Source organism: Herbidospora sp. NBRC 101105 (genome assembly GCF_030269205.1).
GTDB classification, from domain to species: Bacteria; Actinomycetota; Actinomycetes; order Streptosporangiales; family Streptosporangiaceae; genus Herbidospora; species Herbidospora solisilvae.
The window spans coordinates 93,245-119,751 of the sequence record NZ_BSSX01000011.1 but is presented as its reverse complement, the minus strand read 5'-3'; the positions used below and the strand labels follow the sequence as shown (position 1 = coordinate 119,751).

At 69.8% G+C, this 26,507-nt stretch carries 23 protein-coding genes; 8 read left to right on the top strand and 15 right to left on the bottom strand.

All coding sequences use genetic code 11. The features are described 5' to 3' along the window. Positions 1–32: 32 nt before the first annotated feature. Both QSK34_RS36750 and QSK34_RS36745 read right to left on the bottom strand, forming a co-directional pair. Entirely contained in the window at positions 33–707 is a 675-nt protein-coding gene (locus tag QSK34_RS36750; RefSeq protein WP_285591341.1) for a response regulator, read from the bottom strand. Continuing rightward, positions 704–2,011 (bottom strand): sensor histidine kinase, encoded by a 1,308-nt coding sequence (locus QSK34_RS36745; protein ID WP_285591340.1) that lies wholly within the window; start codon positions 2,009–2,011, stop codon positions 704–706. Before QSK34_RS36745 ends, QSK34_RS36750 begins: the two co-directional genes overlap by 4 nt. Positions 2,012–2,226: 215 nt before the next feature. On the opposite strand from QSK34_RS36745, the gene QSK34_RS36740 reads away from it, so the two are divergent. The 3 genes from QSK34_RS36740 (at position 2,227) to QSK34_RS36730 (ending at position 6,567) form a co-directional block, all read left to right on the top strand. Then, entirely contained in the window at positions 2,227–3,348 is a 1,122-nt protein-coding gene (locus tag QSK34_RS36740) for an alpha/beta hydrolase family protein (RefSeq protein ID WP_285591338.1), read from the top strand. Positions 3,349–3,482: 134 nt separating this feature from the next. After that, positions 3,483–5,291 carry a 3-oxoacyl-[acyl-carrier-protein] synthase III C-terminal domain-containing protein gene (locus QSK34_RS36735; RefSeq protein ID WP_285591336.1) on the top strand — a complete coding sequence of 603 codons (1,809 nt, stop codon included), beginning with the start codon at positions 3,483–3,485 and terminating at the stop codon, positions 5,289–5,291. A 31-nt stretch (positions 5,292–5,322) separates the two neighbouring features. Beyond that, complete coding sequence (locus QSK34_RS36730; RefSeq protein ID WP_285591334.1) at positions 5,323–6,567, top strand: hypothetical protein; 1,245 nt, start codon at positions 5,323–5,325, stop codon at positions 6,565–6,567. 25 nt (positions 6,568–6,592) lie between these two features. Here QSK34_RS36730 and QSK34_RS36725 read toward each other — a convergent pair whose 3' ends face one another. The 4 genes from QSK34_RS36725 to QSK34_RS36710 form a co-directional block, all read right to left on the bottom strand. Beyond that, positions 6,593–7,459, bottom strand: a complete 867-nt coding sequence (locus QSK34_RS36725) for a leishmanolysin-related zinc metalloendopeptidase (RefSeq protein ID WP_285591332.1) — start codon at positions 7,457–7,459, stop codon at positions 6,593–6,595. A 206-nt stretch (positions 7,460–7,665) separates the two neighbouring features. Beyond that, complete coding sequence (locus QSK34_RS36720; protein WP_285591330.1) at positions 7,666–8,541, bottom strand: alpha/beta fold hydrolase; 876 nt, start codon at positions 8,539–8,541, stop codon at positions 7,666–7,668. Next, positions 8,541–8,675, bottom strand: a complete 135-nt coding sequence (locus tag QSK34_RS36715) for a hypothetical protein (RefSeq protein ID WP_285591328.1) — start codon at positions 8,673–8,675, stop codon at positions 8,541–8,543. The genes QSK34_RS36720 and QSK34_RS36715 overlap by 1 nt, the downstream gene beginning before the upstream one ends. A 37-nt stretch (positions 8,676–8,712) precedes the next feature. Beyond that, positions 8,713–8,970 (bottom strand): hypothetical protein, encoded by a 258-nt coding sequence (locus QSK34_RS36710; protein ID WP_285591326.1) that lies wholly within the window; start codon positions 8,968–8,970, stop codon positions 8,713–8,715. Positions 8,971–9,635: 665 nt separating this feature from the next. On the opposite strand from QSK34_RS36710, the gene QSK34_RS36705 reads away from it, so the two are divergent. Continuing rightward, entirely contained in the window at positions 9,636–11,093 is a 1,458-nt protein-coding gene (locus QSK34_RS36705) for an arabinofuranosidase catalytic domain-containing protein (RefSeq protein ID WP_285591324.1), read from the top strand. Positions 11,094–11,173: 80 nt separating this feature from the next. Here QSK34_RS36705 and QSK34_RS36700 read toward each other — a convergent pair whose 3' ends face one another. Next, positions 11,174–12,232 carry a LacI family DNA-binding transcriptional regulator gene (locus tag QSK34_RS36700; protein ID WP_285591322.1) on the bottom strand — a complete coding sequence of 353 codons (1,059 nt, stop codon included), beginning with the start codon at positions 12,230–12,232 and terminating at the stop codon, positions 11,174–11,176. A 408-nt stretch (positions 12,233–12,640) separates the two neighbouring features. Between QSK34_RS36700 and QSK34_RS36695 the strand changes: the two genes are divergently transcribed. Beyond that, positions 12,641–14,752: a cellulase family glycosylhydrolase gene (locus tag QSK34_RS36695; RefSeq protein ID WP_285591320.1), complete on the top strand. Its 2,112-nt coding sequence runs from the start codon at positions 12,641–12,643 to the stop codon at positions 14,750–14,752. A gap of 158 nt (positions 14,753–14,910) precedes the next feature. On the opposite strand, the gene QSK34_RS36690 is transcribed toward QSK34_RS36695, so the two are convergent. The 3 genes from QSK34_RS36690 to QSK34_RS36680 all read right to left on the bottom strand — a co-directional run bounded on the left by QSK34_RS36690 (position 14,911) and on the right by QSK34_RS36680 (position 18,193). Further along, the gene (locus tag QSK34_RS36690) at positions 14,911–16,167 is read right to left on the bottom strand and encodes a hypothetical protein (RefSeq protein ID WP_285591318.1); all 1,257 of its coding nucleotides are present in this window, start codon (positions 16,165–16,167) and stop codon (positions 14,911–14,913) included. Then, positions 16,161–17,750 carry a hypothetical protein gene (locus QSK34_RS36685; protein WP_285591316.1) on the bottom strand — a complete coding sequence of 530 codons (1,590 nt, stop codon included), beginning with the start codon at positions 17,748–17,750 and terminating at the stop codon, positions 16,161–16,163. Before QSK34_RS36685 ends, QSK34_RS36690 begins: the two co-directional genes overlap by 7 nt. A gap of 74 nt (positions 17,751–17,824) precedes the next feature. After that, positions 17,825–18,193, bottom strand: a complete 369-nt coding sequence (locus tag QSK34_RS36680; protein WP_285591314.1) for a nuclear transport factor 2 family protein — start codon at positions 18,191–18,193, stop codon at positions 17,825–17,827. Between the two features lie 409 nt (positions 18,194–18,602). Between QSK34_RS36680 and QSK34_RS36675 the strand changes: the two genes are divergently transcribed. Together QSK34_RS36675 and QSK34_RS36670 are read left to right on the top strand one after the other, a co-directional pair. After that, positions 18,603–20,288 carry a lamin tail domain-containing protein gene (locus QSK34_RS36675; protein WP_285591312.1) on the top strand — a complete coding sequence of 562 codons (1,686 nt, stop codon included), beginning with the start codon at positions 18,603–18,605 and terminating at the stop codon, positions 20,286–20,288. A gap of 256 nt (positions 20,289–20,544) precedes the next feature. After that, the gene (locus QSK34_RS36670) at positions 20,545–20,829 is read left to right on the top strand and encodes a hypothetical protein (RefSeq protein WP_285591311.1); all 285 of its coding nucleotides are present in this window, start codon (positions 20,545–20,547) and stop codon (positions 20,827–20,829) included. A 67-nt stretch (positions 20,830–20,896) separates the two neighbouring features. Here QSK34_RS36670 and QSK34_RS36665 read toward each other — a convergent pair whose 3' ends face one another. The 5 genes from QSK34_RS36665 to QSK34_RS36645 all read right to left on the bottom strand — a co-directional run bounded on the left by QSK34_RS36665 (position 20,897) and on the right by QSK34_RS36645 (position 25,247). After that, the gene (locus tag QSK34_RS36665) at positions 20,897–21,688 is read right to left on the bottom strand and encodes an SAM-dependent methyltransferase (protein WP_285591309.1); all 792 of its coding nucleotides are present in this window, start codon (positions 21,686–21,688) and stop codon (positions 20,897–20,899) included. A gap of 246 nt (positions 21,689–21,934) precedes the next feature. Further along, a complete protein-coding gene (locus QSK34_RS36660) occupies positions 21,935–23,182 on the bottom strand; it encodes an RNA polymerase sigma factor (protein ID WP_285591307.1) in 1,248 nt (415 codons plus the stop codon). Beyond that, positions 23,179–23,502, bottom strand: coding sequence for a YciI family protein (locus tag QSK34_RS36655; protein ID WP_285591305.1), 324 nt, complete (start codon positions 23,500–23,502; stop codon positions 23,179–23,181). Before QSK34_RS36655 ends, QSK34_RS36660 begins: the two co-directional genes overlap by 4 nt. 17 nt (positions 23,503–23,519) lie before the next feature. Further along, complete coding sequence (locus tag QSK34_RS36650) at positions 23,520–24,110, bottom strand: dihydrofolate reductase family protein (protein ID WP_285591303.1); 591 nt, start codon at positions 24,108–24,110, stop codon at positions 23,520–23,522. A gap of 144 nt (positions 24,111–24,254) precedes the next feature. Next, the gene (locus QSK34_RS36645) at positions 24,255–25,247 is read right to left on the bottom strand and encodes a glycoside hydrolase family protein (protein ID WP_285591301.1); all 993 of its coding nucleotides are present in this window, start codon (positions 25,245–25,247) and stop codon (positions 24,255–24,257) included. Positions 25,248–25,467: 220 nt separating this feature from the next. Between QSK34_RS36645 and QSK34_RS36640 the strand changes: the two genes are divergently transcribed. Continuing rightward, positions 25,468–26,487 carry a LacI family DNA-binding transcriptional regulator gene (locus QSK34_RS36640; RefSeq protein WP_285591299.1) on the top strand — a complete coding sequence of 340 codons (1,020 nt, stop codon included), beginning with the start codon at positions 25,468–25,470 and terminating at the stop codon, positions 26,485–26,487. The last annotated feature ends 20 nt before the right edge of the window (positions 26,488–26,507 follow it).

The window sequence follows — 26,507 nt, the reverse complement described above, 5'->3', positions numbered from 1 at the left end:
GTTGTTGGAGGCGCACGCAGTGTCCGGGACTGTCACGTCGCGCCTGGGGATACCAGCCCGGTCTCGTACGCGAGCACGACGGCCTGGACCCGGTCCCGGAGCCCGAGTTTGGCCAGGATACGGGCCACGTGGGTCTTCACCGTCGCCGGGCTGAGAGTCAGCCGTTCGGCGAGTTCGACGTTGCTCAGCCCGGTGGCCAGCAGCCGCAGCACCTCCAGCTCCCGGGCGGTCAGCTCCGCCAGGTCACGGTGCGGGGCCGGATGACCGGCGTCGTCCCGGCGGGCGAACCGCTCGACCAGGCGCCGGGTGATGGCCGGGGCGAGCAGGGCGTCGCCGGTGCGCACCAGGGTCACCGCGGCCACCAGGTGCTCGGGGGTGACGTCCTTGAGCAGGAAGCCGCTGGCCCCGGCGGCGAGCGCGGTGTAGACGTAGTGGTCGAGGTCGTAGGTGGTCAGGATGAGCACGCGGGCGCCGCCGGCCGCGTCGTCGGCGAGGATGCGCCGGGTGGCCTCGATGCCGTCCATATGCGGCATCCTGACGTCCATGAGGACGACGTCCGGCCTGGTACGCCGGGCCGCCTCCACCGCCTCGGCGCCATCTGCCGCCTCGGCCGTCACCTCGATGCCATCAGCGGCCAGGATCATCCGGAACCCGGTGCGCACCAGGGCCTGATCGTCGGCGATGAGCACGCGGGGAGGGTGGCTCATGAGGCTCGCCACGGTACCCGGGCCAAGATCCGGTAACCTCCCGCGGGGGTGTGTCCCGCGTTCAGGGTGCCGCCGTAGACGGCCAGCCGTTCGCGCAGCCCGATCAGCCCGCGCCCGCCCGTGTACGACGGGCCGCGCCCTGCACCGCCGGTGTCGGCGACCTCTATCTCCAGCCGATCGCCCTCGTGGCGGATCGAGACGGACGCCGCCGCACCCGCCGCGTGCTTGATCGTGTTCGTCAGGGCCTCCTGGACCACGCGGTAGGCGGCCAGATCGACCCCGGCGGGCAGCGGGCCGGGCGGCAACGACAACTCGACGCCGACCGGGATCCCGGCGGCCCGGACCCGGGTGACCAGCGCGTCGAGCTGATCGAGCCCGGGTTGCGGACCGGGCGGCCCGCTCTGCGTGACCTCGTTCTCGGTGGCCAGCAGGCCCATGACGTGACGGAGTTCTGACATGGCCGCCCGGCCGCCCGCCTCGATCGCGAGCAGCGCCCGCTTCGACTCCTCGGGCTCGGCGTCCATGACCTTGCGCGCCGCCCCGGCCTGGATCACCATCACGCTCACGTTGTGGGTCACGATGTCGTGCAGTTCGGCGGCGATCCTGGCTCGCTCCTCGTCGACGGCCGCGCGCATGGCCTGCGCCTGGGCCCGCTGGAGCGCGTCCAGGCGATCCCGGCCGGCCCGCAACCGCCCCTGCCAGAAGCGGACGGCCACCGCCGGCACCCCCGCCCCCGCCAGCACGACGATGGGGCCCAGCCACGACGGCAGCGCGGGGACGACGTCCTGGAAGACCACGCCGGTCAGCACGGCCGCCGCCGCCAGCCCGCCCGCCGCCAACAGCCGGTGACGGCTGTAGGCGAGCGCGCCGTAGGCGGCCACGGCGCAGGCGAGCACGGTGATCCACGTCGCCGCCTCATAGGTGGCCAGCGCGGCGAGCACGACCGTCCAGAAGACGGCCAGCGGGTACCGGCGCCGCACCGCCAGCGGCAACGCGGTCAGGACCACCAGCAGCGGGTGCGGCCCCTGCTCTGAGCCGGACCGCAGGCTCGGCGGGGCCGGGCTCACCGGCCGGGCGGGTGGATCGGGACGCAGCCGCAGGGACACCGCCGCCGGCCCCTGCCGTCCCTCGGTGGAGGCGTCGCGCAGATCGGCCACCGCGGCCACCGCGAGCACGGTGAGCAGCAGCGCGAGCACGAGATCGGCCACCAGCGCTCCGCGTGACGGCCGGGCGCGCGGCTCCTCGGGACGCAACACCTCCCGCATGTACTGCCGCCACATCCGCGACCTTCGTTCCACCGTCATCGGGACATTCTCACGGCTGCGCGACCGGCCACACATCCGTCCCGATGACGGGAGCGCCGTCCGCCCGGGCTACATCGCAGTGATGACACCGGGCTCGGATCGTTCCTCGGAGCTACCCGGATTCGGCACGACGGCCGACGCGCCCGCCGCATGACCGCGCCTAGCGTCGTCCCGTCCGCGGACGACCGCGGCCTCCGGAGAAAAGGCGACCATTGATGCATCTTGCGAGAACTACGGCCCTCACCCTGGCCGGGCTGCTCACCCTCACGGTCCCCACTCCCCCCGCCGCTGCTGCGGCGCCGCGGCTGCCCGCGCCGACGGGCTCCCACGCGGTCGGCGTCACCTCCCTCCATCTGAAGGACGCCTCCCGGAGCGACCCATGGGTCCCGGCGACGAAGTCGAGGGAGCTGATGATCTCCCTGTGGTACCCGGCAGCCGGGACGCGAGGCAGGCACCGGGCCCCGTACGTGACGCCGAAGGAGTCTGAGCTGCTGATCAGGGACGCCGAGTTGCCCGTCGCGCCGGACACGTTGAGCAAGGTGCGGACCAACGCCTTCACCGACGCCGTGCCCACAGGCCGCAAGCACGGCCTGCCCCTGGTGGTGCTCTCCCCCGGCCTCGGCTCCCCGCGCAGCTCACTCACCAGCCTGGCCGAGGACCTGGCCAGCAGGGGCAACGTGGTGGTCGGGATCGACCACACCTACGAGAGCGTCGCCACCGCCTTCACCGACGGGCGGGTCACCACGTGCGTCGCCTGCGGGAACAAGGACCGGGACTTCGGTGAGCAGGTGGTCCGCAGCCGCGCGGCGGATGTCTCCTTCGTCCTCGACCAGCTCACTGGCGCGAAGCCGAAATGGCGGGGAGCCGCGCTGATCGACCGGTCGCGCATCGGAATGGCCGGCCAGTCCGTCGGCGGCGCGAGCAGCATCGCGGCCATGGTGCGCGACGAGCGCATCCGCGCCGGGGTCAACCTGGACGGCACCACCTTCGCCCCGATCCCCGAGCGCGGCCTGGCCCGGCCGTTCCTGTTCCTGGGATCGCCGACGATGCACAGCCCAGGAGGCAGGGACGGGAGCTGGGGACGCGACTGGAAGCAGCTGACCGGCTGGAAGCGGTGGCTGGTGGTGACCGGAGCGGAGCACGCGTCCTTCACCGACGTTCCGCTGCTGGCCGAACAGCTCGGCATCGATCTCGGATTCGCCCTGACCGGAGCCCGCTCCGTGGAGATCACCCGCACCTACGTCGCCGCCTTCTTCACCCGCCACCTCGCCGGGAAGCCGCAACCGCTGCTGGACAAGCCGTCCGCCCGCTATCCCGAGGTGACCTTCGGCGGCTAGACCCGATTTGTCCAAGCGGGGCTGGTGCGCCATGCGTCATCGGGATCGAGGTCGAGTGGCCAGTGGTGACAGCGAGGGTAGACCGCTGGCGGAATGGTCCGCCCCGGGCCAGTCCCAAAACGTAGAGTCGACGAATGGCCCGAACGGTCATCGACTCCATCGGGGTGGCGACCCCCTCCCGAACCGTCACCACCCGTGACGTCGTCGGCGGCTGCCTTCGGCCGCTCGACCTGCCGTTGGAGCTGATGACCGGCATCGTCTCTCGGCGAGTGGCCGGCGAGGGCGAATACTCGGTCGATCTGGCGGCCAGGGCGGGGCTCGACTGCCTGTCGCGGTCGTCGATCCCGGCCGAGGACATTGACCTGCTGATCAACACGAGCATCTCGCGGATCGACGGGCCGTCATGGGCGACCTACGAACCGGCCCTCGCGACGCGGCTGCGTCTTCTGCTCGGCTGCCGGAACGCCTGGACGTTCGACCTGGCGAACGCGTGCGCCGGCACGTTCACCGGCATCTGGCTCGCCGACGCGCTGATCCGCGCGGGGCGGGTGCGCACCGCGCTGGTCGTCAGCGGCGAGTTCGTCTCCCATCTGATCTCCACGGCTCAGCTCGAGATCGACGGCAGGCACGACCCGCGCATCGCCTGCCTGACCCTCGGCGACGCGGGCGCGGCGGTGCTGCTGACCCGCTCCGGCGACGACCGCACCGGACTGGAGCACATCGGGCTGCGCACGCTCGGGGAGCACCACGCGCTGTGCGTGGCCGGGCCCTCCGATCGGCCACACGGCGGCGCGGTGATGAAGACCCAGATGGCCGCGCTGGCGGCGGTCGGCATCCGCGAGTCGATCGCGCACGCCGCCGAGTCGCTCGCCGCGCTCGACCTGACCATCGGCGACGTCGACCGGTTCATCCCGCACCAGACCTCGTCCGTCGCCATCAGGGCTGGGATCCGCCACGCCAATCGCGTGTTCGGCGTCGACGCCCTGCACGAGGGCAACGTCATCGACAACCTGGCGACGTGGGGCAACACGTCCACGACCGCCCACCTTGTCGCCCTCTACGACGCCGCGAGAGACGGCCGCGTCGAGTCGGGTCAGCGGGTGCTCTTCGAGATCGCCGCCTCGGGCGTGACCGTCGGCACCGCCGTCTACACCCTTGACGACCTGCCCGACCGCCTCGTCGGGGGCCTCGGGTCGACCCGGCCCACGCCCTCCGCGACACCGGCTCCGCTGCGCGGGGTCCGCATCGGCGCCGTCGGGCTGGCCACCGAGGGCGCCACCACGATCGACCTGCTCCGCGAGGCGATCACCGGCTGCCTGGCCGGCCGTGACCAGCCCGACCTGCTCATCCACACCGGGGTGTACGTCACCGGTCTGATCGCCGAACCCGCCGTCGCCGCGATCGCGGCGGGCGAACTCGGCCTCGGGGGCGACTTCCTCGGCTTCGACCTCACCAACGGCGGCCTGGGCACCCTCGACGCCTGCCGGGTGGCCGCCGAGCTCATCAGCGCCGGGGCGGTGCGTACGGTGCTGGTCGCCGCGTCCGAAGACGGCGGCGGCGTGCGGCGCCGGGGGTCGGCGCTGCTCCTCGAAGCGGGAGACGGCGGTTTCGCCGGTTTCCACTCCCGCCACTTCGACGAGCACCTCGCCGACTTCCACGCGACCGCGGTGCAGGAAGACGGCCGCAGCTTCGTGCGGGCGGGCGACCGCCGGCTGCTCGCCGACCGCACCGCCGCGCTCGTTCCCCAGGTCGTGGCCGAGTTGCTGGCCGCTCACGGCGTGCCGGAAGAGGAGGTCACCACCGTTCTGCTGCCGGATCCCGAGCTGTTCACCTCGGCGCTGCCGTTCGCGTTCGCGACGCTGGAGGCCGCCCCCGGAGATCTCGTGGTCATCGTCGGGGCGGCGAGCGGAATTGAGATCGGCGCAGCGTTGTATCGGATGTGATCACGCACTTAGCATGCGTCCGGGAGAGCAGATGAGCGAACCACGCACGCAGTTCGATCCATTCGACTTCATACCGATATTCCCTGGCCGATTACGTGACAAGGGAATCGGCTGGATCCTCCTCACCGGGTTGGCCGTCTTCCTGGTCACCGTGGCGTGCACCCTCGTCGAGGGCACCTTCGGGCGACCGGACGATTTCCGATTTCCGGCCGACGTCGCTTATGCGCTGACCGGTTCCGGCAAGGCATCCGAACCGAATTTCCCGCTGCTCCGCGACTTCACCAGCCTGCTGTGCGGGTTCCTGGTGGTGACCGGTTTCGTGTTGCTGCACCGTAACTGGCACCATGTCTCGACCGCCCTCACGCAGTTGCGGGAATCCCGCACGATTGTGCCCCGCCTGGTGCCCAGGTCGAACGTGTTCTCCCGGGTGCTCGGCATCGACCGGCTGCTCGCGGGCGACGAGGGCACCGCGCTCGACCGGCTCGACCACAAGTTCGGCGGCGTCACCACCCGGACCAAGCTGGTGCTCTCCGGCTCGGTCGTCCTCGGCAGCTTCGTCTTCGCGACGCTGCTCGCCAACGGCCTGAGCCAGAACGCCTTCCGGGTCTTCGCTCCCCGCGGAGTCTCGGCCGCCGAGCAGGCCGCATGGATCGACATGGCCAAGCAGAACTGGTGGGCCGGGCCGGAACACCCGCTGGGCGTGGTCATCTACTCCGTGCTGGCGTTCCTGGCGATGGTGCTGATCTTCACGTTCAACGTGGTCGGCGTGCTGACCGTCTATTTCAGCGTCGCCCTCTACTTCGCCGCCGACCTGCGCGCCGACTGGTACAACCGCGACGGCCGCTTCGGCTGGACCCCGGTGGCCCGCGTCTACCGCACGGCCTACTGGGCGCTGGTCGTGCTCGGCACCGCCATCGCCGTCCTGATCGCGGCGCTGGGCAGCAGTGTGCCCATCTCCGTCCTCGGGCTCATTCTCCTGTACGTCCTGCTCGCCCCCGTCTACACCCTGGTGCCGTGGTTGTGCTTCCGGACCGTCGAGCGGGCGGCCAAGGAGGCCCGCGTCGCCGAGCTGTCGGAACTCCTCGCGGACGTCGACGAGCGCGACCTCGGCCAGGTGCAGCCGCTCGTGGCCGAGTTCGCCCGGACCAACGCCGCCCGGATCAGGCCGATGCGGCTGCGCACGGTGCCGTTCGGGGCGTTCGCGACGGTCGTCCTGCTGCCGATCGTGCTGACGGGCCTGCAGATCTTCGCCGAGATCGGGCCTGGCAGCCGCTGACGCCCAATGGAAATCGGAGGCCGAATCAGATGACCATGGGCGGCTGATCGGCGGAGACCCCGCAGGTCAGCATGGTCTCCGGGGCCACCGCGCGCAGGTCGGCGAGCAGAAGCTGCGATGGCAGCACGTACGGCTCGCCGGCGGCCATGTCGACCTGGTAACCCATGTCGGCCAGGGCGGCGGCCGTGAGGCGGCTCATCGGGTTGCCGACGCCGGGGGCGACCCTGCTGGTCATGAGTTCCGCGCCGAACACCGACTCACGCCAGTGGGAGCCGACGCTGCCGGGGCCGCCGACGTTCTCCACCGGGACGACGTGCGGGTCGGTGCTGAACAGCAGCGCGGCGAACTCCTGACCGGCCCGGACCCCGGTGAACGCCGGGTCGGTGGTGCCGAGGCCCTGGACGAGGTCGAGTTCCTGCCAGATGCCGCCACCCAGGCCGAGCGTGTGGCCCATCTCGTGGCAGATGACGTCGTGGAGCAGGCCGTTCTCCTCCATCCGGTCCAGGTCGAAGCTGTCGAAGGTCATCTCCCCGACGGCCGGGAGCCGGGTGCCGGAGCGGACCAGGAGCGGCCGGGCCTGGCCCAGGATGTTGCCCTGCTGGGTGCCGGGCCCGTCGATCTCGGCGCCCCGTGCCAGGATGAGGATGTCGTCGACGATCTCCCCGGGAGTGAGGCCGTCCGGGAGTTGTGGCAGGTCGGGGATGGCGACCTCGGGGAGGTCCCCCACGATCAGCCGGACCCAGCGGTCGGCCGCGGCGGCGAACGCCGCCTTCTGGGTGTCGCTGAGGCCGCCCAGGAAGCGGACCTCGATGATGAACGGCGACCGGGTTTCCGCCACCGCCAGTGCACGCTGCTCGCTGGCGCGGGCCACGTGGAAGTCGAACTCGCCCATTGCTCACCTCTTCATGTGTCTCGTGCCCCGATCTTCCGCCGGTGGCGGGGCGGCGGCTTGAGTAGCCCGCTACTCAACCCAGCAGGCCGACGCCTGCGGCGACGTGCCCGGGTGTGAACGGATGGGTGAAGCCGCCGACCTGTCGCCGGCACGGCCTCCCGGCCCGGATCACCGGGCCGAACGGGCGTACACGACACCAAAGGGGATCAGCCGATGTCGAGGTTCTTCCACGCGGTGAGCAGCTGGTCGTGAAGTTCGGCAGGGGCGTCTTCGGCGATGTGGTGATCGCTGTCGATGCCTCTGGCCATGAGGTCTGCGTCGATCCACGCGCGCCAGACCGCTGGGATGTCCGGATAGATCTGAGGGAGGTCACCGCGTGTCCCCCACAGGACAAGCGTCGGGCACCGGACTCGGCGACCGGCTTCCCGGTCGGTGTCGTCGTGTCGGCGGTCGATGCCGAGTCCGGCGCGGTAGTCCTCGCACATGGCGTGGATGGTGCGCGGGTCGCCGAGCGCCCGCTGCAGGTCCTCCCATGAGTCCTGTCCCATCTGGTCAGGGCCGTCCTGGTACCAGAGGCTGAGGTTGTTGCCGATGACCGTCTCAGGACCGGGAGCCGGCTGCGCCCGGAAGAACCAGTGCCACCAGCGGGTGGCGAAGTTGGCGTCGCAGCGGGCCAGCGCCTCACCGATCGGAACGACGTCGAGCGCGGTGAGGTGGGCGACGGCGTCGGGATGGTCCAGGGCCAGCCGGAACGCGACGTATCCGCCCCGGTCGTGGCCGACGACGCGGAAGGTTTCGTGGCCCAGCGCGCGCATGAGCTCCAGACAGTCGGCGGCCATCGCCCGTTTCGAGTACGGCCCATGGTCAGGCGTGGTCTCGGGTTTCGAGGATTGGCTGTATCCTCGCAGGTCAGGACAGACGACGGTGTGATTCTCCGCGAGGAGCGGTGCGAGCCGGTGCCAGGTCGTGTGGGTGCGGGGGTGCCCGTGGATCAGTAGGACGGCCGGGCCGGAGCCGCCGTACCGGACACGCAAGGCGACCTCGGAGAGCTGGACCCGGTCGAGAGTGAAGCCCTCGAACATCAGGCGAGCTGGTTCTTGATCATCGAGCTGTGGCCCTCGATGTTCTTCTCCAGCGCCCGCTCGACCAGTTCCTCTTTCGTCCGGCCCTTCGGCTTCGGTGGCTTGGCCTGGCTGAACACGCGGCCCATCTTCATGAGCTTGTCGGGCTCTCCTCCTCATCGACATGGTGCTTCACCGCCTTCTCGAACCGCTCAGCACGGTGGTGAAGTCGCCCGTGTCGGGGTCGGCGGCCATGAGGGTGGCCGGCAGCTCTTCGGCCTCATGGTGTTCCTCGATGCCGTGGCGGACCTCGCCGCGTTCGCTGGGTGCGGCCTTGGCCGGTTCGGCCACGAGGGCGGGGCGGTTCTCCGGCTGCGTCTTCAGTCTCTCGAAGAGCATCCCGACGTCGCGGTGGTCGGCCATGATCAGGTCGATGACGTTCTGGGTCATCGACGGCCAATACCCCGACCCGCCCTGCCAAACATCATGGTCAGCCGGTGGTGAGGGCGGCCATCAGGTCGCCGACCTTGGCGTCGGGCCGTGCCCGTCGATCACGGGCAGCCGGCGGACCCTGTGGGAGTCCAATCGTCCGCAGGAGCTCGCAGGCGTCGATGGTCACGGGCTCGTCCCCGCTCAGCCCGCCTTCGGGTCCGTGTCCTACGCGATGACCTTCACGACGATGTCGCGGTCGGTCATGTCCTCGAGCCTGTCGTCCTCGCCGCGGATCGGCACCGAGCCAACGTCCACGCTCAGCGGGAAGCCTGCCGTCTCCTGTCGATGGGTGTCGTATCGATTCGATGCGGTGCGGGGATCTCGGCGTAGGAGCTGCTCTTCTGCGAGACAGAAGAAGTCGCTGACACCCTGCTTTCGGCGGCAATGACAAGAGGGAGCGGCACCACAAGAAGGTGTCCCGCTCCTTACGCGTGTTGTTGACAGCTCCGGAGGTGAGATCTAATCTGCGGTCGAATCGATTCGAGCCAGCTGGTCCGGGTGTCGTGCGTCCCCGTAAGTCCGTCCTCGCCGTCCCCGGCTGATCATCTGGGACCGCGACGGCGCGACCAGACGGTAGTCCTGCACCGATACGAGCAGCCACAAAGGAACCAGGAGCTGATTCGATGAACGCGAACAAGAGGCTGAGCCGCCTCATGGCGGCAGCCGGGATCTCGTTACTCGTCGCCGCGAGCGGTTACGTGGCCGTGCCGTCCGCGCAGGCCGCCACCACCGGCCCGTGCGACATCTACGCTTCGGGCGGCACGCCCTGCGTGGCGGCGCACAGCACGACCCGTGCTCTGTACGGCGCCTACAACGGCCCGCTCTACCAGGTCAGGCGCTCCTCCGACAACACCACGCGCGACATCGGCGTGCAGAGTGCGGGCGGGGTGGTCAACGCCGCCACGCAGGACTCCTTCTGCGCCAGCACCAACTGCGTGATCACGATCCTGTACGACCAGTCGGGCCGCGACAACCGCCTCACCCAGGCCCCGCCCGGCTACTGGCCCGGTCCCCTCCCCGGCGGCTGGGACAACCTGGCCGACGCGAAGGCGGCCCCGATCACCGTCGGCGGTCAGAAGGCCTACGGGGTCCGCATCGAACCCGGCACCGGCTACCGCAACAACAACACCAACGGCGTCGCCACCGGCGACCAGCCCGAGGGCATCTACGCCGTCCTGGACGGCACCCACTACAACCAGTGGTGCTGCTTCGACTACGGCAACGCGCAGACCGACGGCCAGGCCGACGCCCCCGCCATCATGGAGACCGTCTACTTCGGCGCCAACAAGCAGTGGGGCTACGGCGCCGGATCCGGCCCCTGGATCATGGCCGACCTCGAGTGGGGCCTGTTCTCCGGAGTGAACGCGGGCTACAACAACCTCGCCCCGATCAACCACCGATTCGTCACCGCCATCGTCAAGGGCGAACCCAACCACTGGGCCATCCGCGGCGGCAACGCCCAGTCCGGCGGCCTGACCACCTACTTCGACGGGCGGCGGCCCAACGGCTACCACCCGATGAAGAAGGAAGGCGCCATCCTGCTCGGCATCGGCGGCGACAACAGCGTCTCCGGCCGAGGCACCTTCTTCGAGGGCGTGCTGACCTCCGGTTATCCCACGGAGGCCACCGAGAACGCCGTCCAGGCCAACATCACCGCCGCCGGTTACGCTCCTGCCGGCGGCACCCCGCAACAGGGCGTCCAGATCGTCGGCGCCCAGTCGAACCGGTGCGTCGACGTGATCAACAACAGCAGCGCCAACGGCTCGGTCGTCCACCTGTGGGACTGCTCCGCCACCACGGCCACCCAGAGATGGACCCGCACCTCTTCCGGACAGTTCCAGGTGTCCGGCACCAAGTGCCTGGACGTGTCCGGCGCGGGCACCGCCGACGGCACCGCCGTCATCATCTGGGACTGCAACGGCCAGGCCAACCAGCGATGGAACGTCAATTCCGACGGCACCATCACCGCCGTCGGCGCGAACAAGTGCCTGGACGCGTCCGGATACGGCACCGCCAACGGCACCAGGCTGCACATCTGGACCTGTCACGGCGGCGCCAACCAGAAGTGGACCCTGCGATGAACGTGAAGAAGTAGTCAAGACGCCTCATGGCCGTCGCAGTATCGGCGGTCACACATCAGGGTCCGGAGCCCGGAGCGGCCTCATCCTGGTGCGACGGCTCCGGAGTCCCGGCTCGGCGGCGCGGTGCTGGCGCGGACCGTCAACGTGGTGGCGAGTTCGATGCCGACCCGGGCGGGCGCCTCGCCCCGGCCCAGGGCGAGTGCCAGTTCGGTGGCCGCGACGGCCATCTCGGCGAGCGGCTGGTGGACCGTCGTCAGAGGGGGATCCACGAGGGCGGCGACGGGTAGATCGTCGAACCCGACCACGCTCAGGTCCTGCGGGATGCGCGCTCCCACCTCGCGTGCGGCCTGGTAGACGCCAAGTGCCTGTAGGTCGTTGCACGCGAAGATCGCCGTCGGGGGGTGCTCCCCCGTCAGCAGGGTGAGGGCTGCCGCGCGTCCGTGCTCCCTGGTCAGCTCCGTGCGTATGACCAGGTCGGGGTGTGGGGTCAGACCGGCCCCCTCCAGGGCGGCGCGGTAGCCGTCCAGGCGGGCCCGGCAGCACAGCACGTGGTCAGGACCGGCGACCATGCCGATCCGGCGGTGGCCCAGCTCGATCAGATGCCGCGCGGCCGAGCGGCCGCCCGCCCAGTTGGTGGCGCCCACGAACGGCACGCCGTCGGGCAGTTCGACCGTGGGGTCGAAGACCACGAACGGAATCTCCTTGGCGCGCAACTGGTCACGCTGTTCCTGCGAGAGCTGCGCGACCGTCACCACGCAGGCCGGCCGGCGCGCGACCGTGGCGTCGATCGGTGAGGCCACGGCATCTGGGCGCGGGCCGAACTCGGTCAAGACGACCCCGACCCGCTGTTCGCGGGCCACCTGCTCCACCCCGCGGATGATCTCCATGCCCCACAGGTCCTCGAGCCGGCTGAAGACGAGCTCCACGAGATTGCGGCGATTGGCCCGGCGATAGCCGAACTCGCTGAGAAGCGCCTCGACACGGGCACGAGTGCCTGCCGAGACCCCGGATCGTCCGTTGATCACTTTGGAGACGGTGGGGACCGACACCCCGGCCGTCTCGGCGATGTAGGAGATCGTCACGGGACGGGAGGGGTCACCCGCGTCGTCGACGCCTTCGCCCGGCTCGGTGTACGACACTCCGTCCCCTTCCGTCGAAACCGAACCGGTCGGCGCTCCCGGCGTCAGAATATCCCGCCGCATGCGATGTCACCGCGCCCGCCTGAAACATTCAGAACGGCGGCCGGGATACTTTCGCGACGGATGCGGTTCGCGCAGGTAGTCACGCCTCAACTGGTGCGCCGCTTTGATGCCGATACCTACGTTTTTGAGGGCAAGTAGACGGATTCCGTAGCTCTCCTTACGTTATGTTTCTCGCCAAATATGGAGAAACTTTCTTGGCGAGGCGGCTTGGTGGTCAGGCCCAGGCCGCGGTTCTTCGGCGTGCGCGCGCCCAGGCGCCACGCCACATCCAGGAGATCCGCTCCCATCGGCACGCCCCGTGCCGATGGGAACGCGGCCGAGCCTGACGCCCCCAAGGAGTAGCCCATGCACAGTTCACCAAGAGCGCGCCGGTGGGTCAGCGCACTCGTCGGCGCGGCCATCGCGTTGACCACGGTCACGGCCGTAACCACGACGGCCGCTCCCGCCCAGGCGGCGACCGGCTGCAGCGTCGCCTACACCGTCTCCACGCAGTGGCCGGGCGGCTTCACCGCGAATGTGAACGTCACCAACCTCGGCGATCCGGTCAACGGCTGGAAACTCGCCTGGACCTTCCCGTCCGGCCAGGGAATCAGCCAGGCCTGGAGCGCCGCCGTCACCACCTCCGGAGCGCAGGTCTCCGCGGCGAACCTGAACTGGAACGCCGCCATCGCGACCGGGGCGACGGTCTCCTTCGGCTTCAACGGCACCTGGACGAACACCAACACCGCACCGACGTCCTTCACCCTGAACGGCGTCACCTGCAACGGCCCGACGGCCAGCCCGTCCCCATCCCCCAGCCCGTCCCCATCCCCCAGCCCGTCCCCATCGCCCAGCCCGTCGCCATCGCCCAGCCCGTCGCCGACACCCGGCAACGCGATGGCCGTCGTGGCCGCGATGCAGCCGGGCTGGAACCTGGGCAACACGCTCGACGCGATCCCCGATGAGACCGCGTGGGGCAACCCGCTGACCACACAGGCGATGCTGCGCCAAGTACGGGCGCAGGGATACAAGAGCATCCGCATCCCGATCACCTGGAGCAACCACCACGGACCGGCCCCCGACTACACCATCGACACCGCGTGGCTGAACCGCGTGCGCCAGATCGTCGACTGGTCCCTGGCCGAAGACCTGCACGTGCTGATCAACCTGCATCACGACTCCTGGCAGTGGATCAACACCTACCCCTCCGACCCCACGACGGTGATGAACCGCTACACCGCCCTGTGGCGTCAGCTCGCCGGCGCCTTCCGCGACTACTCGTCCCGGCTGCTGTTCGAGAGCATCAACGAACCGCAGTTCGCCGGCACCTCCAGTGACGAGCAGGGTGACCAGCTCGTGCACACCCTCAACACCGAGTTCGTCCGCCTGGTCCGCCAGACCGGCGGCGGCAACGCCACCCGCGTTCTCGTGCTGCCCACCCTGCACACCAGCGGGGAGCAGGTCCGGCTGGACGCCCTGAGCTCCACCATCGCCGCCCTGCGCGATCCGAACATCGCCGCCACCGTCCATTTCTACGGCTACTGGCCGTTCAGCGTGAACATCGCCGGCGGCACGAGGTACGACAGCGCCGTCGAGCAGGACCTGGTCAGCTCCTTCGAGCGGGCGCACACCACGTTCGTCTCGCGCGGCATCCCGGTGATCATCGGTGAATGGGCGCTGCTCAGCTACGACTACACCCGGCCGGGCATCATCGAGCGAGGCGAGCTTCTGAAGTACCTGGAAGCCGTGGGATACCACGCCCGCATCCGCAACCTGACCACCATGTTGTGGGACGCCGGCTCGTTCCTGAACCGCAACACGCTCACCTGGCGCGACCAGGGCGTGCTCGACATGCAGAAGGCCAGCTGGACCACCCGCTCGGGCACCGCCTCCTCCGATCAGGTCTACGTCCCCCGCACCGGCACGATCCCCAGCAAGACGCTCACCCTCAACCTGAACGGCACCACCTTCCAGGGACTGTCGCAGGGCGGCACCACGCTGAGCCAGGGCGCCGACTACACGGTGTCCGGGACCACGCTGACGCTCACCTCGTCCGCCCTGACGCGTCTGGCCGGTAACCGGGCCTACGGAGTGAACGCCACCGTCAACGCCCGCTTCTCCCAGGGGACGCCCTGGCAGATCAGCATCATCACCTCCGACCCGCCGACCCAGAGCGCCGCCACCGGGACGACGAGCTCCTTCGTGATCCCCACCCAGTTCCGCGGTGACCAACTGGCCACCATGGAGGCCAAGTACGCCAACGGAAGCCCCGCCGGCCCCGCCAACTGGACCACCTACAAGGAGTTCTGGAGCAACTTCCAGCCCGACTACACCGCCGGCACGATCATCATGAAGCCCGAGTTCTTCGCCGAGACCAACGACGGACGCATCACACTCACCTTCCACTTCTGGAGTGGAAGACAGCTCACGTACTACGTCACCAAGACCGGCACGACGGTGAGCGGCTCCACCAGCTGACGATCACTCCCCGACCATGGCAGGGTGCCGCATCCCACGGCCATGCGGCACCCTGTTACACCGCGCCCGCGAGGAAGTCGGTCGTGCCCGCCGCCTCGTCCGGTGGGATCTCGTATGGGGAGTCCCGCCATTAGAGAGAGCCGGGGTGAACGACGGGCTCAATGCCGGACCTCGACATGGTCGCATCCGTGGAAGGTGAGCCCGGCGGCCCGGCCGACCACGCACGCCGTCGTGTCGCCGACCGACAGGACGTCGTAGCGGTGATGGGTGACGGCGTCCCGGTCGGCGTCCACGGTGCGTTCGTCGGGTTCGACCGACTGCTCGACGTGGATCCTGCCGTGCGCCTCCGGCGCTCCGGCGGCGGCCAGGAGGGTGGCGGGCGGGCCGAAACGCAGGGTGGCCGCCTCGATGCGGGTGGCGTCGAAGGCGACCGGGTTGCCGTACTCGCCGGCCCGGGTCGTCAGGACGGCGACCGGCACGACGCCGTTGCCGTTCAGGTTGACCTTGTTTTCGGCGCTGCCGGGCTTGACGTTGATCGTCACCGGGATCGCGCAGTCGACGGTCAGCCGGGTGGTCCTGGTGTCGGCGCTCGGGTCGTGGTCGACGACGGTCGCGCGCTTGGGCGTGATCGACGTGGTGAAGTCGATCGTCTTGGCCCCCGCCTGGTCGCAGGTGACGGTGTAGTCGCGGGTCAGGGTCCGGGTGGCTCCGGCCGCGAGATCGGTCTCGACGGTGGCCCCGCCGGTGGCGGTGAGGCCCGCGCCGACGGCCAGGTCCTGCCGGACCACGGCGGTGACCGGCCCGTCCGGGCCCGCGTTGGCGACCACGGAGGCGACCGTCACCGTCACCGGCTTGCCCAGGACGGCGAACAGCGGCGCGGCCGGGGTCACCGAGGTGACCGACAGGTCGGCCTCCAGGCAGTCGGGGTCATCGGGGGTGGCGAGGCAGAACTCCCTGAGTGGCGGCTTGAGGTCGACCGTCAGGACGTCCCGGCCGAGCGCGACGTCGGTGACGGTCATCGTCGAGAGCGCCGGCGAGAACGGCACGATGAAACTGCCCGAGCCGCTCGGCCGCAGGCCGACGTGGTCGCCGCCCTCCTGGTAGGTCCACAGCGGGCTCCAGGTGTTGATCCGGTCGACGACCTGGCCGTCGACGTCGGTCAGGCCGAGCCTGAGTATGGGCGGGTCGCCGATGTGGGTGTGCGCCCGGGACTTCGACACCTTGACCCGCTCCAGGGTCGCGGAGGTCCGGGAGGTGAACTTCACCCGGGCGACCACGGACTTGGCGGGGTCGCCGAAGTCGAGTTGCGGGATCGGGATCGTGGACGGGTCGTTCGGCTCGCCCTGCGCGCGCAGCGGGACCAGGATGATCAGCGCGGCCGCGGCGGCGATGACCCAGTGGGCTCGTTTCAGCATTTCGCGGCCTCGCAACCTTCGAAGACGTACTTGAAGCGGCGGATGTCGGCCTCGCGGGCCCGGCCGTTGTCGAACATCAGGTCATCGGGCATGGGTTCGGACGTCCACCAGTCCTGGTCGCCGTACCAGTGCTCCTTCTCCCAGCTTCGGCAGGCGGCGGCGGTGCGCTGGAGCAGCGGGGCGTCGTCCTCGCACGCTTCGTAGTCCTCGTAGACGTTGGGGTAGACGTCCTGCGGAAAGGCCCCGCCCTCGGGGTACTCGTCGGACAGGCCGAAGGGCTGGTGGGCCGTCTCGTGGGCGGCGATCCGCGGCTTGCCCGGATCGACGAGCACGGAGAAGATCCGGTCGGCGCGCTGCGCGCAGTCCTGCTGGGGGGCTCGACGGTGCAGGATCGCGGCCGCCTCGGCCCAGCCGAAGGCGTCGTCCCACAGGACCGGCAGCCCGTGGTCGCAGTCCTTGTCGCCGGTGGCGTCGCTGGCGTAGCCGGTGTTGTCGGGCAGCAGCCAGAAGTTGAACATGTCCTGCCGGGTCAGATACTCCTTCAGGCCCCAGTACGACCGCTCGATCGTGGCCGCCACGTCGGCGACGAACCGAGGGTCGGAAGGGCCGGTGTACTCGTCTCTGTCGGCCACGAAGACGATGTCGATGCGGCTGGACCGAGGGCCGGTGTAGCTGATCGGCACGGCGGGCTTGGGGAAGCTGAAGTTCGGGAACGGGTCGCCGACGGCCACCGTGTGCCACGACGAGAAGAGCGTCACACCGTTTTCGGCCAGGCGGCAGCCGTAGGCGAAGGGGGCCATCTCGGCTCTGGGCGTGAAGGTCTCGGTGAGCGTGCCGACGCCGTGTCTCGACTGGAGCGGCTCTCCGGCGAGGCTCGCGGCGTTCGCCTGGAGGTTGACCCAGATCTCCAGCTCGTCGGCGACGATCGTCGGCTGGAGTTCGCCGTCGAGGGCGGTGGCGACGATCGTGACGGGCTCGCCCGGCTTCGGCCAGACAGGGGTGTGGGTGCAGCGGATGTTCAGGCCGGGCGCGCTCGCCGGTTCTCTGGCGTCCAGTTCGAAGGTCAGCCTGACCCGCTCGTCGGCGGTGCCCGCCTGAACGATCGGGGTGCGGCAGCCCCCGAGATAGGGCTGGCCGGTCTGCCGGGGATCGTGCACGGAGCACCCGGCGAGGTCGATGTAGCCGTCGAAGAAGCGGTCGGCGGTGGGAGAGGAGTCGTAGTGCTCGCCGCCGAAGCAGAGGCCGCCGTCCTCGTCGTGCACCTCGATCTTGATCGGGATCCGGCCCGGGGTGGCGAGCGTCGCCACGTCGACGGGCTTGGAGAACTCCCAGTCCGGCGCGATGTCGGGGTTGCCCTCCAGCTCGTCCTGGGAGTCGCTGTCCTCGTTGTCGTGGTAGACGCCGTTGATCCAGACGCGGTTGTAGAAGTCGGGGTCGCCGCAGTCGCCGCCCGCCAGGAGAGTGATGCGTTTGATCGTGACGGTCACGGTCACGATCGGGTCGGCCGCGGCGGGCGACTGGAGCAGTGTGAGCAGCCCCGCCCCGAACACCGCGACCAGGAACACTCGTAAAAGGGTGCGCATGTGGCGAAAGGTAGGCACGCCCGCACGGCCCGCGCATGAGCATCCCCCTGCTCAAATCGCTCAGGTTCCTCGCGCTACGCGTACTGGAGGTCGGCCTTCAGGATGCGGTAGTCGCCGACGGTGAAGTCGTAGTGCGCCCGCCAGCCGTCCGAATCCGCCGGGGCCCAATGGACCAGCAGTCTCTGCCCGTCCGGCCGGTTCTCGACGATCGACACGACCCTTAGGGCCCCGCCGATCACCTCGGCGTCGGCCCATGCGCGGATGGCGTCATGGCCGCGGATGCTCCGGGAGACGTCCACGATCTCGGCCTCAGGGGCGAAAGAGGTGACGAGCGCGTCGAGGTCGCCGGCGTTGACGGCGTCCACGTAGGCCTGGGCCGGCTTCACCACGCTCGCGGAAGCGGCGGCGGGCGGCTTCTCGGCCGTGCCTGCGGAGGGCGGCACAGGGGCAGAACAGGCGCTCAACAGGAGGACGAATGACGCCACCGACATGCGCGGATACATGGGCCAATCGTGTCGGGCCACCGGAGGGGGCGTCCAAGACCCGCTGCCATAACCAATGGTTGTCGGAGCCGTTCACAGCACCGCTGCGCCCTTTCCGGGATGTCGGTCCAGGTTCCGGGCAAGTGGTTCGCTCCGGGTGAGACCCGGCGCGCGAGTGACAAGATTTCAGCGGTCGATTTGTCATTGATTCGGCGTTCCACACGTCGATCGAGTCGGCTGTCGAATGTTCACCATCACGAGGCTGCATGTTTGCCGCAGGCGCGGTGTGGGCCTGATGACACTTCCGTGAGCCCGCCGTCAGCATGGTCGCGGGCCCGTCCCGCACCTCGACCCGGAAGGTCTCTCGCCGATGACACTCAGGTTCCGCGCGCTCACGGCAGGCCTGGCCGCCGCCATGGCGCTGGCCACGCTCACCACCACCCCCGCGGCGAACGCCGCCACGGTTCCGTCGCAGGGTTCGGCGACGCAGCTCGACGTCGGCAACTGGAACATCGAATGGTTCGGTGCGACCGGCAACGGCCCGACGAACGAGGCGCTTCAGCAGCAGAACGTCCGTGACGTCATGGCGGGCGCCGGCATGGACGTGTGGGGCCTGTCCGAAATCGTCAGCACCTCGGCGTTCAACACGCTGGTGGCCGGCCTGCCCGGGTACACCGGGGTCGTCGCCAACGACCCGATCGTGACGAACGGCGCGCAGTACTACTCGGACTTCAGCAACGCCGAGCAGAAGGTCGCCCTCGTCTGGCGTTCAAGCATGGCCACTCTGGTGAGCGCGAAGGTCATCCTGACCGGTCAGAACAGCAACTTCGCCGGCCGCCCGCCGGTGGAGTTCACCTTGCGCGGCACGTTCGACGGTGTCACCCGTGACCTCGTCTTCATCGTCGTGCACGCCAAGGCCGGATCTGACCAGGCCGCGTGGAACCTGCGCAACCCCGCGTCGCAGGCGCTCAAGTCGTACCTCGACTCGACCTATCCCACCCAGAACGTCTTCGTCATCGGCGACTGGAACGACGACGTCGACACCTCCATCACCTCCGGGAAGGCCTCGCCCTACGCCAACTTCGTGAACGACGCGGCGCGCTACACGTTCCCGACGCGGGCCCTGTCGCTGGCGGGCGTGTCGTCGACGGCGGGCTACCCGGACTTCATCGACCACCAGCTCACCACCAACGAGGTGCAGGCGAAGTACGTCGCCGGCTCGGCGAAGGCCTTCCAGCCCCAGGCCTACATCCCGAACTACGCGTCGACGACCAGCGACCACTACCCGGTGTTCTCCCGCTACGACTTCGTCATCGGCGGTGGCGGCGGGAACCAGCCGCCCACGGCGTCGTTCACGCACTCGTGCACCGCTCTCAGCTGCGCATTCACCGATGCCAGCACCGACTCCGACGGCACCGTCGTGAGCCGCGGCTGGAACTTCGGCAACGGCCAGACCTCGACCGCCGCGAACCCCACCGTGACCTACGCGTCGGCCGGAACCTACGCGGTATCGCTGACCGTGACGGACAACGGCGGCGCCACGAACACCACGACCAAGAACGTCACCGTCATCACCGGTGGCGGCGGACCCGCCAACGTCATCATCAACGAGGTGCTGGCGAACGAACCGGGCAGCAACACCGCCGGCGAGGCCGTCGAGATCGTGAACACCGGTGGCACGGCGATCAGCATCGCCGGCTGGACCGTCCGCGACGGTTCGGCGGTGCGGCACACGTTCGCGGCCGGCACGTCGCTGCAGCCCGGCAAGGCGATCACCGTGTTCGGCGCGGGCTCCGCGATCCCCGGCGGCATCGTGGGGGTGGCCGCGAGCACGGGTGACCTCAACCTGTCCAACAGCGGCGACCAGGTGATCCTGCGGGATTCGGCGGGGGCGACGGTCCAGTCGGTGACCTACTCCTCAAGCCAGGCGAACTCCGACGGGGTGTCGATCAACCGGAGCCCTGACGGATCGGCGACCGGCGGCTGGGTCAAGCACGACACCATCAGCTCGTTGTCCAGCTCGCCCGGCAGGCGCGCCAACGGGACGGCGTACTGACCGGCTTCGACGTGATCGGCCGGCCGGGGCCGGCGGGTCGCTGTCGGCTCAGTGAAAGTGGCACGCGACCAGCCCTCATGGCCGTGCCACTTTCACCGAGCCCGTGACCTGCATGATCACGACCTCAGGTCTGCGAGAACACGGTCGTCGCGGTGACGGTTCGCGTGACCGCTTCGGCGGCCGCCCCGGCTCCCCAGTCGCCGCCTTCGAGTTCATCGGTACGGGTGATCACCGGAGAGGTCCAGGGAATCTCGCGGTGCGGCAGCGTTCCGCATCCCGAGATCAGTGCCGCGAGCCCGGCCCGCCGCCCGGTTCCGCCGTCGTGGAGGACCGCCGCGTCGAACAGGCCGAGCACCCTGCGGACGCGCTGCGGATGTCGCGGCGGGCGATGAGCCTGTCCAGCATCAAGGTGCGCAGGTTCGGCCTGATCGCCGCGAGGAACGTCTGGACGTTGCTCGGCTTCTCGGCGCGGTGGTTCCAGGCCGACCGAGCGTTGCAACCGGATCGCGGGGCCTCGACCAGACCCGCCGACCTGTCATGACGCCCCTTCAAGCCGCAGTCCTGATCCCGGTCCGCAGGCCGCGACGAGTCCGGCCCTCTCACCGGGTTCAGGGTTTGCGGCCCACGCCTCCGTACTGACAGACCTGCTGGCCGATGTAGTCGGTCGCCGCGTCGGGACGCCACTCCGGCAGCGTCACCACGCCGGGATCGAGCAGTTCCAGTCCCTGGAAGAAGCGGGCCAGCCGCTCCGGGGAGCGCAGCACGATCGGCGCCCCGCCGCCCGCGTGCCAGACGTCGGCCGCCTTGTTCATCGCCTCGCTCGGCGTGCTGCTCGCGATCGCCAGGTAGCTGCCCGGCGCGAGACCGGCGACCAGGGCGTTCACCGCGTCGATGGCGAGGGTGTCGTCGACGACGAAATCGAGCACTCCGACCAGCATTAACCCGATCGGCCGGGCGAAGTCGAGCGTGTCGGAGGCGGCCTGGAGGATCGGGTCGGGGTTGCGGAGGTCGGCGTCGATGTAGTCGGTGGCGCCCTGGGGTGTGCTGTCGAGCAGGGCGCGGGCGTGCACCAGCACGAGGGGGTCGTTGTCGACGTACACGACCCTGGCGGCCGGATTGACCTTCTGGGCCACCAGATGGGTGTTGCCTTCGGTGGGGATGCCGGTGCCGATGTCGAGGAACTGGTCGACGCCGAGTTCGCCGGCCAGGAGGGTGACCGTGCGGCCGATGAACTGCCGCTCGGCGCGGGCGATGATCGGGAGCTCGGGGCAGACGGCGGTGATCTGGTCGCCGACCTCGCGGTCGGGGGCGAAGTTCTCGGTGCCGCCGAGCCAGTAGTCCCAGACCCGGGCGGGGTGGGGCACGGAGGTGTCGAGGCGCTGCCGCGGTGTGTGGGCCATGTCTCTCCTTCGTCCGAACATCCGGTGACGCCCAACGTAACCTCGGCGTCCTTCGGGAATGGCGAAGCGGAGCCTGGTTTTGTCAGTGAGATCTGGAGCCATCTCGGCCGGCGCCTGTCCCGGGCGCTGGAAGCACGGGACCCCGATGATTCGATCGTCTCGCGCACCGGCAGTTCGGGCGCCTGGGCTTCAGGAGGCCGCTTACCGGAACGGCGTCGGGAGGCACGTCCAGGCGCAGCTGTAGTACTAGCCCAGTCGGTCGCGGCGGCGGGTCAGGGAGGCGGACTCGGCGGTGTTGCCGGCCAGCTCGATGGCTCTGTCGTAGGCCGCGCGCGACTCTTCCGCGCGCCCCAGCCGGCGCAGCAGGTCGGCGCGGGCCGCGTGGTAGGCGTGATAGCCGGTCAGATCGTCCTCAAGGCGTTCGATGTCGGCCAGTGCCGCTTGCGGGCCGTCGAGCTCGGCCACGGCGACGGCCCGGTTGAGGGCGATGACCGGCGAGGGGTCGAGGGCGACGAGCTGGTCGTAGAGGGCGCGGACCTGCGACCAGTCGGTGTCGCGGATGTCGCGGGCGGAGGTGTGCACCGCGTTGATGGCGGCGAGGATCTGGTAGCGGCCCGGAGCCGCTCCGGCAGCGGCGGCGGCCAGGCGTTCGCGGACCAGCCGGTGGCCCTCGGCGATCAGTTCCGGGTCCCAGGCCGCGCGGTCCTGCTCGTCGAGGGAGACCAGTTCGCCGTCGGCCGAGATCCGGGCGGGGCGGCGGGCCTCGATGAGAAGCATCAGCGCCAGCAGGCCGGCCACCTCTCCGTCGTGCGGCAGCAGCGCGCGGATCAGGCGGGTGAGCCGGATCGCCTCGGTGGTCAGGTCGGGGCGCAGAGGGTCGGCGTCGGGGCTGCCGGCCAGGTAGCCCTCGTTGAAGACGAGGAACAGCACGGCCAGGACGCCGGAGACACGCGCCGGCAGGTCGTCGGCGGACGGCACCCGATAGGGGATGCGGGCCGCCTTGATCTTGGCCTTCGCACGGGTGATGCGGCGCTCCATGGTGGTCGCCTGCACCAGGAAGGCGCGGGCGATCTCGGGCACGGTGAGACCGCCGACCATGCGCAGCGTCAACGCCACGCGCGCGTCCATCGCCAGCGCCGGGTGACAACAGATGAAGACCAGCCTGAGCCGCTCGTCCTCGATGGCGCCCAGCGGCTCGGGCGGGCCGTCGTCGTACCCCATCTGAGCCTGCTTCTGCTTGTCGTCGCGTTTGTTCTCGCGCCGGATCCGGTCGATGGCCTTGCGGTTGGCGGTGGTGGTCAGCCACGCGCCCGGGTTGGGGGGCGGGCCGTCGGCCGGCCATCGCTCCACGGCGGCCGCGAACGCCTCGGCCGCCGCCTCCTCGGCGACGTCGAGGTCGCCGAACCGCCGGGTCAGCGCTGCGACCAACCGGGCCCACTCCTCATGGTGGGCCCGGATGATGGCGGCCCGGACGTCGACCGCGGGGTCTCTCACAGGAACGGCCGCACCTCGATCTTGCGGTTGCAGGCCTTCGACCCCTCGGTGGCGAGCGTGAGCGCCACGTCCAGGTCGGGCGCCTCGATGATCCAGAAGCCGGCGAGATACTCCTTGGTCTCCACGAAGGGCCCGTCGGTGACGATCGCCTCCCCGCCCCGGTTGTCGATGACGGTGGCCGCATCGGGTGAGCCCAGGCCACCGGCGAAAACCCAATGGCCCTCGGCCTGGAGCCGGTCGTTGAACACGTTGATCGAAGCGTCCTCCTCGGGAGTGGCCAGGTTTCCCGTGTCGTCGATCACGCTCATGAGGTATTGCATCCGGCGATCATCTCCTTTCAGCGGCGCTTCGGCCCGACGCCTTCGAGGATCTCACCGTGAAGGTGCGGGATGTACACGAGCTTCTGCGTCCGGCCGTCGAGGACGGTCGACTCGACGAGCTCCAGGTCGAGCTCCGCGCCGTCGTGGAGGAGCGCCGAGCCGCCGGCGCGGCCGGAGACGACCGGGAAGATGATGACCTCGAGCCGGTCGACGAGACCGGCGGCGAGCAGGGCCCGGTTCAGCGAGATGCTGCCGTGCGAGCGCATCGGGACGTCCGTGGTGCGCTTCAGGCGTTCGATCGCGGTCACCGCGTCCTCGTCGAGCACCGTCGAGTTCCGCCACCCGAGGGGTTCCTTGAGCGTGCTGGAGAACACGATCTTCGGCAGCGTGTTCAGGCTGTCGTAATAGGGCTCGTCGTACTCCGTCACGAACTGCCGGAACTCCCGGAACGTCGTCGCGCCGAAGACCAGCACCTGGTCCTGCGCGAAGGTGTTCACCCGGTCGGCGCGCAGCTCGGGGCCTTCCTTGCCCCAGTAACCGGGCCAGCCTCGGGCCATGCCGTAGCCGTCGAGGCTGCAGAAGAAGTCGACGGTGAAGGTGGCGCTCATGGAGCCACTCCCTTTCTCGCGCCACCCCCGTTGGGCGGCTTCACCTCTTCTACGAAGACGACCGACCCGAACCGACACCGCCTGCGAAGAAATCGGCGACGGTTCCGGTCTGGCCGACGGACCGTGTGGTCGACGCCCCGGGCATCAGACGGCGCGGGCGACGGCGATCGTCGCGCCGGTGCGTGAGCCGGCCTCGTAGAACATGTACTGCACGCCGCCGTCGGTGCCGAAGGAAGGCGCGGCGCTGCGGCCGTTGTCGGGGGCGCCGGTCAGGGGCCGGTGGAAGAGGCCCAGGTGGATCTCGCGATCGAAGGCGTTGCCCACCTCGGTGAGGAACATGTTCCCGCTGTTGCCGTGGTAGGCGACGTACACCGTGCCGTTGCGCTTGAGCACGGAGGGTCCGGAGATGTCGCGCTGGCCGTCCGGGCCCGGCGTGACCAGCGGGGTCGGGTCGAACTGCCAGGCCTTGCCGTCGGACGACCAGCCCCAGAAGATCTTGCGGGTGCCGTTGGTGACGCCCATGAAGACCATGACGTACTTGTTGCCGAGCCCGGTGACGGTGTGCTCGAAGACCCGGGCGTAGGAGGTTTCCGTCGAGCCGGGGATGAGCCCGGTGTGCAGCACCGTGCCGTGGTAGGTGAAGTGCACGCCGTCGGTCGACCAGGCCATTCTGGTGGTGTTGTTCTCGCCGTGGAAGTACAGGTAGAACTGCCGGTTGGCGGCGTTCCAGATGATGTGCGGGGACGACACGTGGCTGACCGAATAGTGCGGTGACCAGGTGTTGGCGATGATCGGGTTGTTCGGGTGTTCGGTGAACCGGCCGCCGAGGGAGTCGCCGTAGGCCAGGCAGATGCCGCCGGGCGAGTCGTGTGGGGCGTAGTAGAGGTAGTAACGTCCGAGCGGGCTCGCGATCTTGTCGTACATGCCCCGGATGCAGGGGAAGATCAGCTCGTTGGTGGGGTTGTAGCGCAGGTTCGCCTTGTCGAACGGCGTGCCGATGTACTGGTAGGCGGGGAAGCCGGCCGGTCCGAGAGCGGCGAGCGCCGTCCCGGGGAGGGCGAGCCCGAGGCCGCCGGCCACGCCGGCGCCGACCGCCGCCCGCAGGAGTCCGCGGCGGTCCAGGAGGGGTTCAGACATCGGCTGTCCCTTCGCGACAACTTTCACCATGAGTGATGGTGAGGGAATCTCCCTGATCGCTGAGGTTCGGCCAGACGGACGCGTCCGTCAAGGTGCTAATACGAATTATCACCGCCGTGATTCTTCTTCGGACCCCCTTGACAGGATCCCGGGGCTGATCGCAGGATGACGTCCCAGCCCGCGCTAATGCGCATTACCACTCGATTGGACGCTACGGATCGTGACCTCCCCCGGCCGCCGGCTCACCCAGCAGGACATCGCCCGCCTCGCGGGGGTGAGCCAGACGACGGTGTCGCTCGTCCTCAACAACCGCACCGACCCCGAGGTGCGCATCGCCCCGGAGACCCGCGAACGAGTGCTGAGGGTGATCCGGGAGACCGGGTACGTCGCCGATCCGGTCGCCCGGCGGCTCGCCGAACGGCGCAACCGGATCCTGGGCGTCTTCACCTACGAGGCGGTCTTCCCGACCGCCAGCGCCGATTTCTACCATCCCTTCCTGCTCGGCATCGAGGAGTGCGCCGAGGAGATGGGCTGCGACCTGCTGCTGTTCACCAGCGCCGGGGCCGCGGGCGAGCGCCGCCGGATCTTCAACGAGGACAGCCGGGTGCGGCTGGCCGACGCCTGCGTGCTTCTCGGACGCACCGTCGACCGCGACGACCTGGCCCGGCTGCTCGCCGAACGCATCCCCTTCGTCTCCATCGGCCGTCGTGACGACGCGGGTGCGCCGGTGCCGTACGTGGGCGCCGACTACCCGCCCGCGGTGCGCGCCCTGGTCGACCGGGCCGCGGGGCTCGGCCACCGGAGGCTGGCCTACGTCGGCGCCGGGGCGGGCGCCGAGTCGCCGGCCGACCGCATGCGCGGCTTCCGCGAGGCGGTCGTCGCGGTGGGGGCCGAGGGGTCACATGTGCCGGTGACCGGCCGCTCGCCCGAAGACGTGCTCGCCGAGCTGTCGGCGGCGCGGGTGACGGCGGCCTTCGTCGAGGAACCCGCCGACGCCGTGGCGATCATGCACGCGGCGGCCGGGCGTGGCGTCTCGATCCCCGGTGACCTGTCGATCCTCGCGCTGGGCGCGCCGACCAGGCCCGTCCAGGTCGACGTGGACCTCACCGGGTTCCGCATCCCCCGCCGGGAGATGGGCCGCCGGGCCGTCGAGCTGCTGGTGGGCGGAGAGGGGACCCCGCAGGAACTGCTGCCCTGCGAGCTGGTCGAGGGATCCACGCTCGCACCGGCCCGGAACTGATCGCCCGAACTGATCGAAGG

Excerpts from the sequence above, each read along its gene's own strand:
- QSK34_RS36725 (WP_285591332.1), bottom strand. The coding sequence starts at position 7,459 with ATGGGCGAGTTCGACTTCCACGTGGCCCGCGCCAGCGAGCAGCGTGCA.
- QSK34_RS36710 (WP_285591326.1), bottom strand. The coding sequence starts at position 8,970 with ATGACCCAGAACGTCATCGACCTGATCATGGCCGACCACCGCGACGTC.
- QSK34_RS36740 (WP_285591338.1), top strand. The coding sequence starts at position 2,227 with ATGCATCTTGCGAGAACTACGGCCCTCACCCTGGCCGGGCTGCTCACC.
- QSK34_RS36685 (WP_285591316.1), bottom strand. The coding sequence starts at position 17,750 with ATGCGCACCCTTTTACGAGTGTTCCTGGTCGCGGTGTTCGGGGCGGGG.
- QSK34_RS36645 (WP_285591301.1), bottom strand. The coding sequence starts at position 25,247 with ATGTCTGAACCCCTCCTGGACCGCCGCGGACTCCTGCGGGCGGCGGTC.
- QSK34_RS36745 (WP_285591340.1), bottom strand. The coding sequence starts at position 2,011 with ATGACGGTGGAACGAAGGTCGCGGATGTGGCGGCAGTACATGCGGGAG.
- QSK34_RS36695 (WP_285591320.1), top strand. The coding sequence starts at position 12,641 with ATGCACAGTTCACCAAGAGCGCGCCGGTGGGTCAGCGCACTCGTCGGC.
- QSK34_RS36690 (WP_285591318.1), bottom strand. The coding sequence starts at position 16,167 with ATGCTGAAACGAGCCCACTGGGTCATCGCCGCCGCGGCCGCGCTGATC.
- QSK34_RS36735 (WP_285591336.1), top strand. The coding sequence starts at position 3,483 with ATGGCCCGAACGGTCATCGACTCCATCGGGGTGGCGACCCCCTCCCGA.
- QSK34_RS36730 (WP_285591334.1), top strand. The coding sequence starts at position 5,323 with ATGAGCGAACCACGCACGCAGTTCGATCCATTCGACTTCATACCGATA.
- QSK34_RS36750 (WP_285591341.1), bottom strand. The coding sequence starts at position 707 with ATGAGCCACCCTCCCCGCGTGCTCATCGCCGACGATCAGGCCCTGGTG.
- QSK34_RS36665 (WP_285591309.1), bottom strand. The coding sequence starts at position 21,688 with ATGGCCCACACACCGCGGCAGCGCCTCGACACCTCCGTGCCCCACCCC.
- QSK34_RS36655 (WP_285591305.1), bottom strand. The coding sequence starts at position 23,502 with ATGCAATACCTCATGAGCGTGATCGACGACACGGGAAACCTGGCCACT.
- QSK34_RS36705 (WP_285591324.1), top strand. The coding sequence starts at position 9,636 with ATGAACGCGAACAAGAGGCTGAGCCGCCTCATGGCGGCAGCCGGGATC.
- QSK34_RS36650 (WP_285591303.1), bottom strand. The coding sequence starts at position 24,110 with ATGAGCGCCACCTTCACCGTCGACTTCTTCTGCAGCCTCGACGGCTAC.
- QSK34_RS36675 (WP_285591312.1), top strand. The coding sequence starts at position 18,603 with ATGACACTCAGGTTCCGCGCGCTCACGGCAGGCCTGGCCGCCGCCATG.
- QSK34_RS36715 (WP_285591328.1), bottom strand. The coding sequence starts at position 8,675 with ATGAAGATGGGCCGCGTGTTCAGCCAGGCCAAGCCACCGAAGCCGAAG.
- QSK34_RS36720 (WP_285591330.1), bottom strand. The coding sequence starts at position 8,541 with ATGTTCGAGGGCTTCACTCTCGACCGGGTCCAGCTCTCCGAGGTCGCC.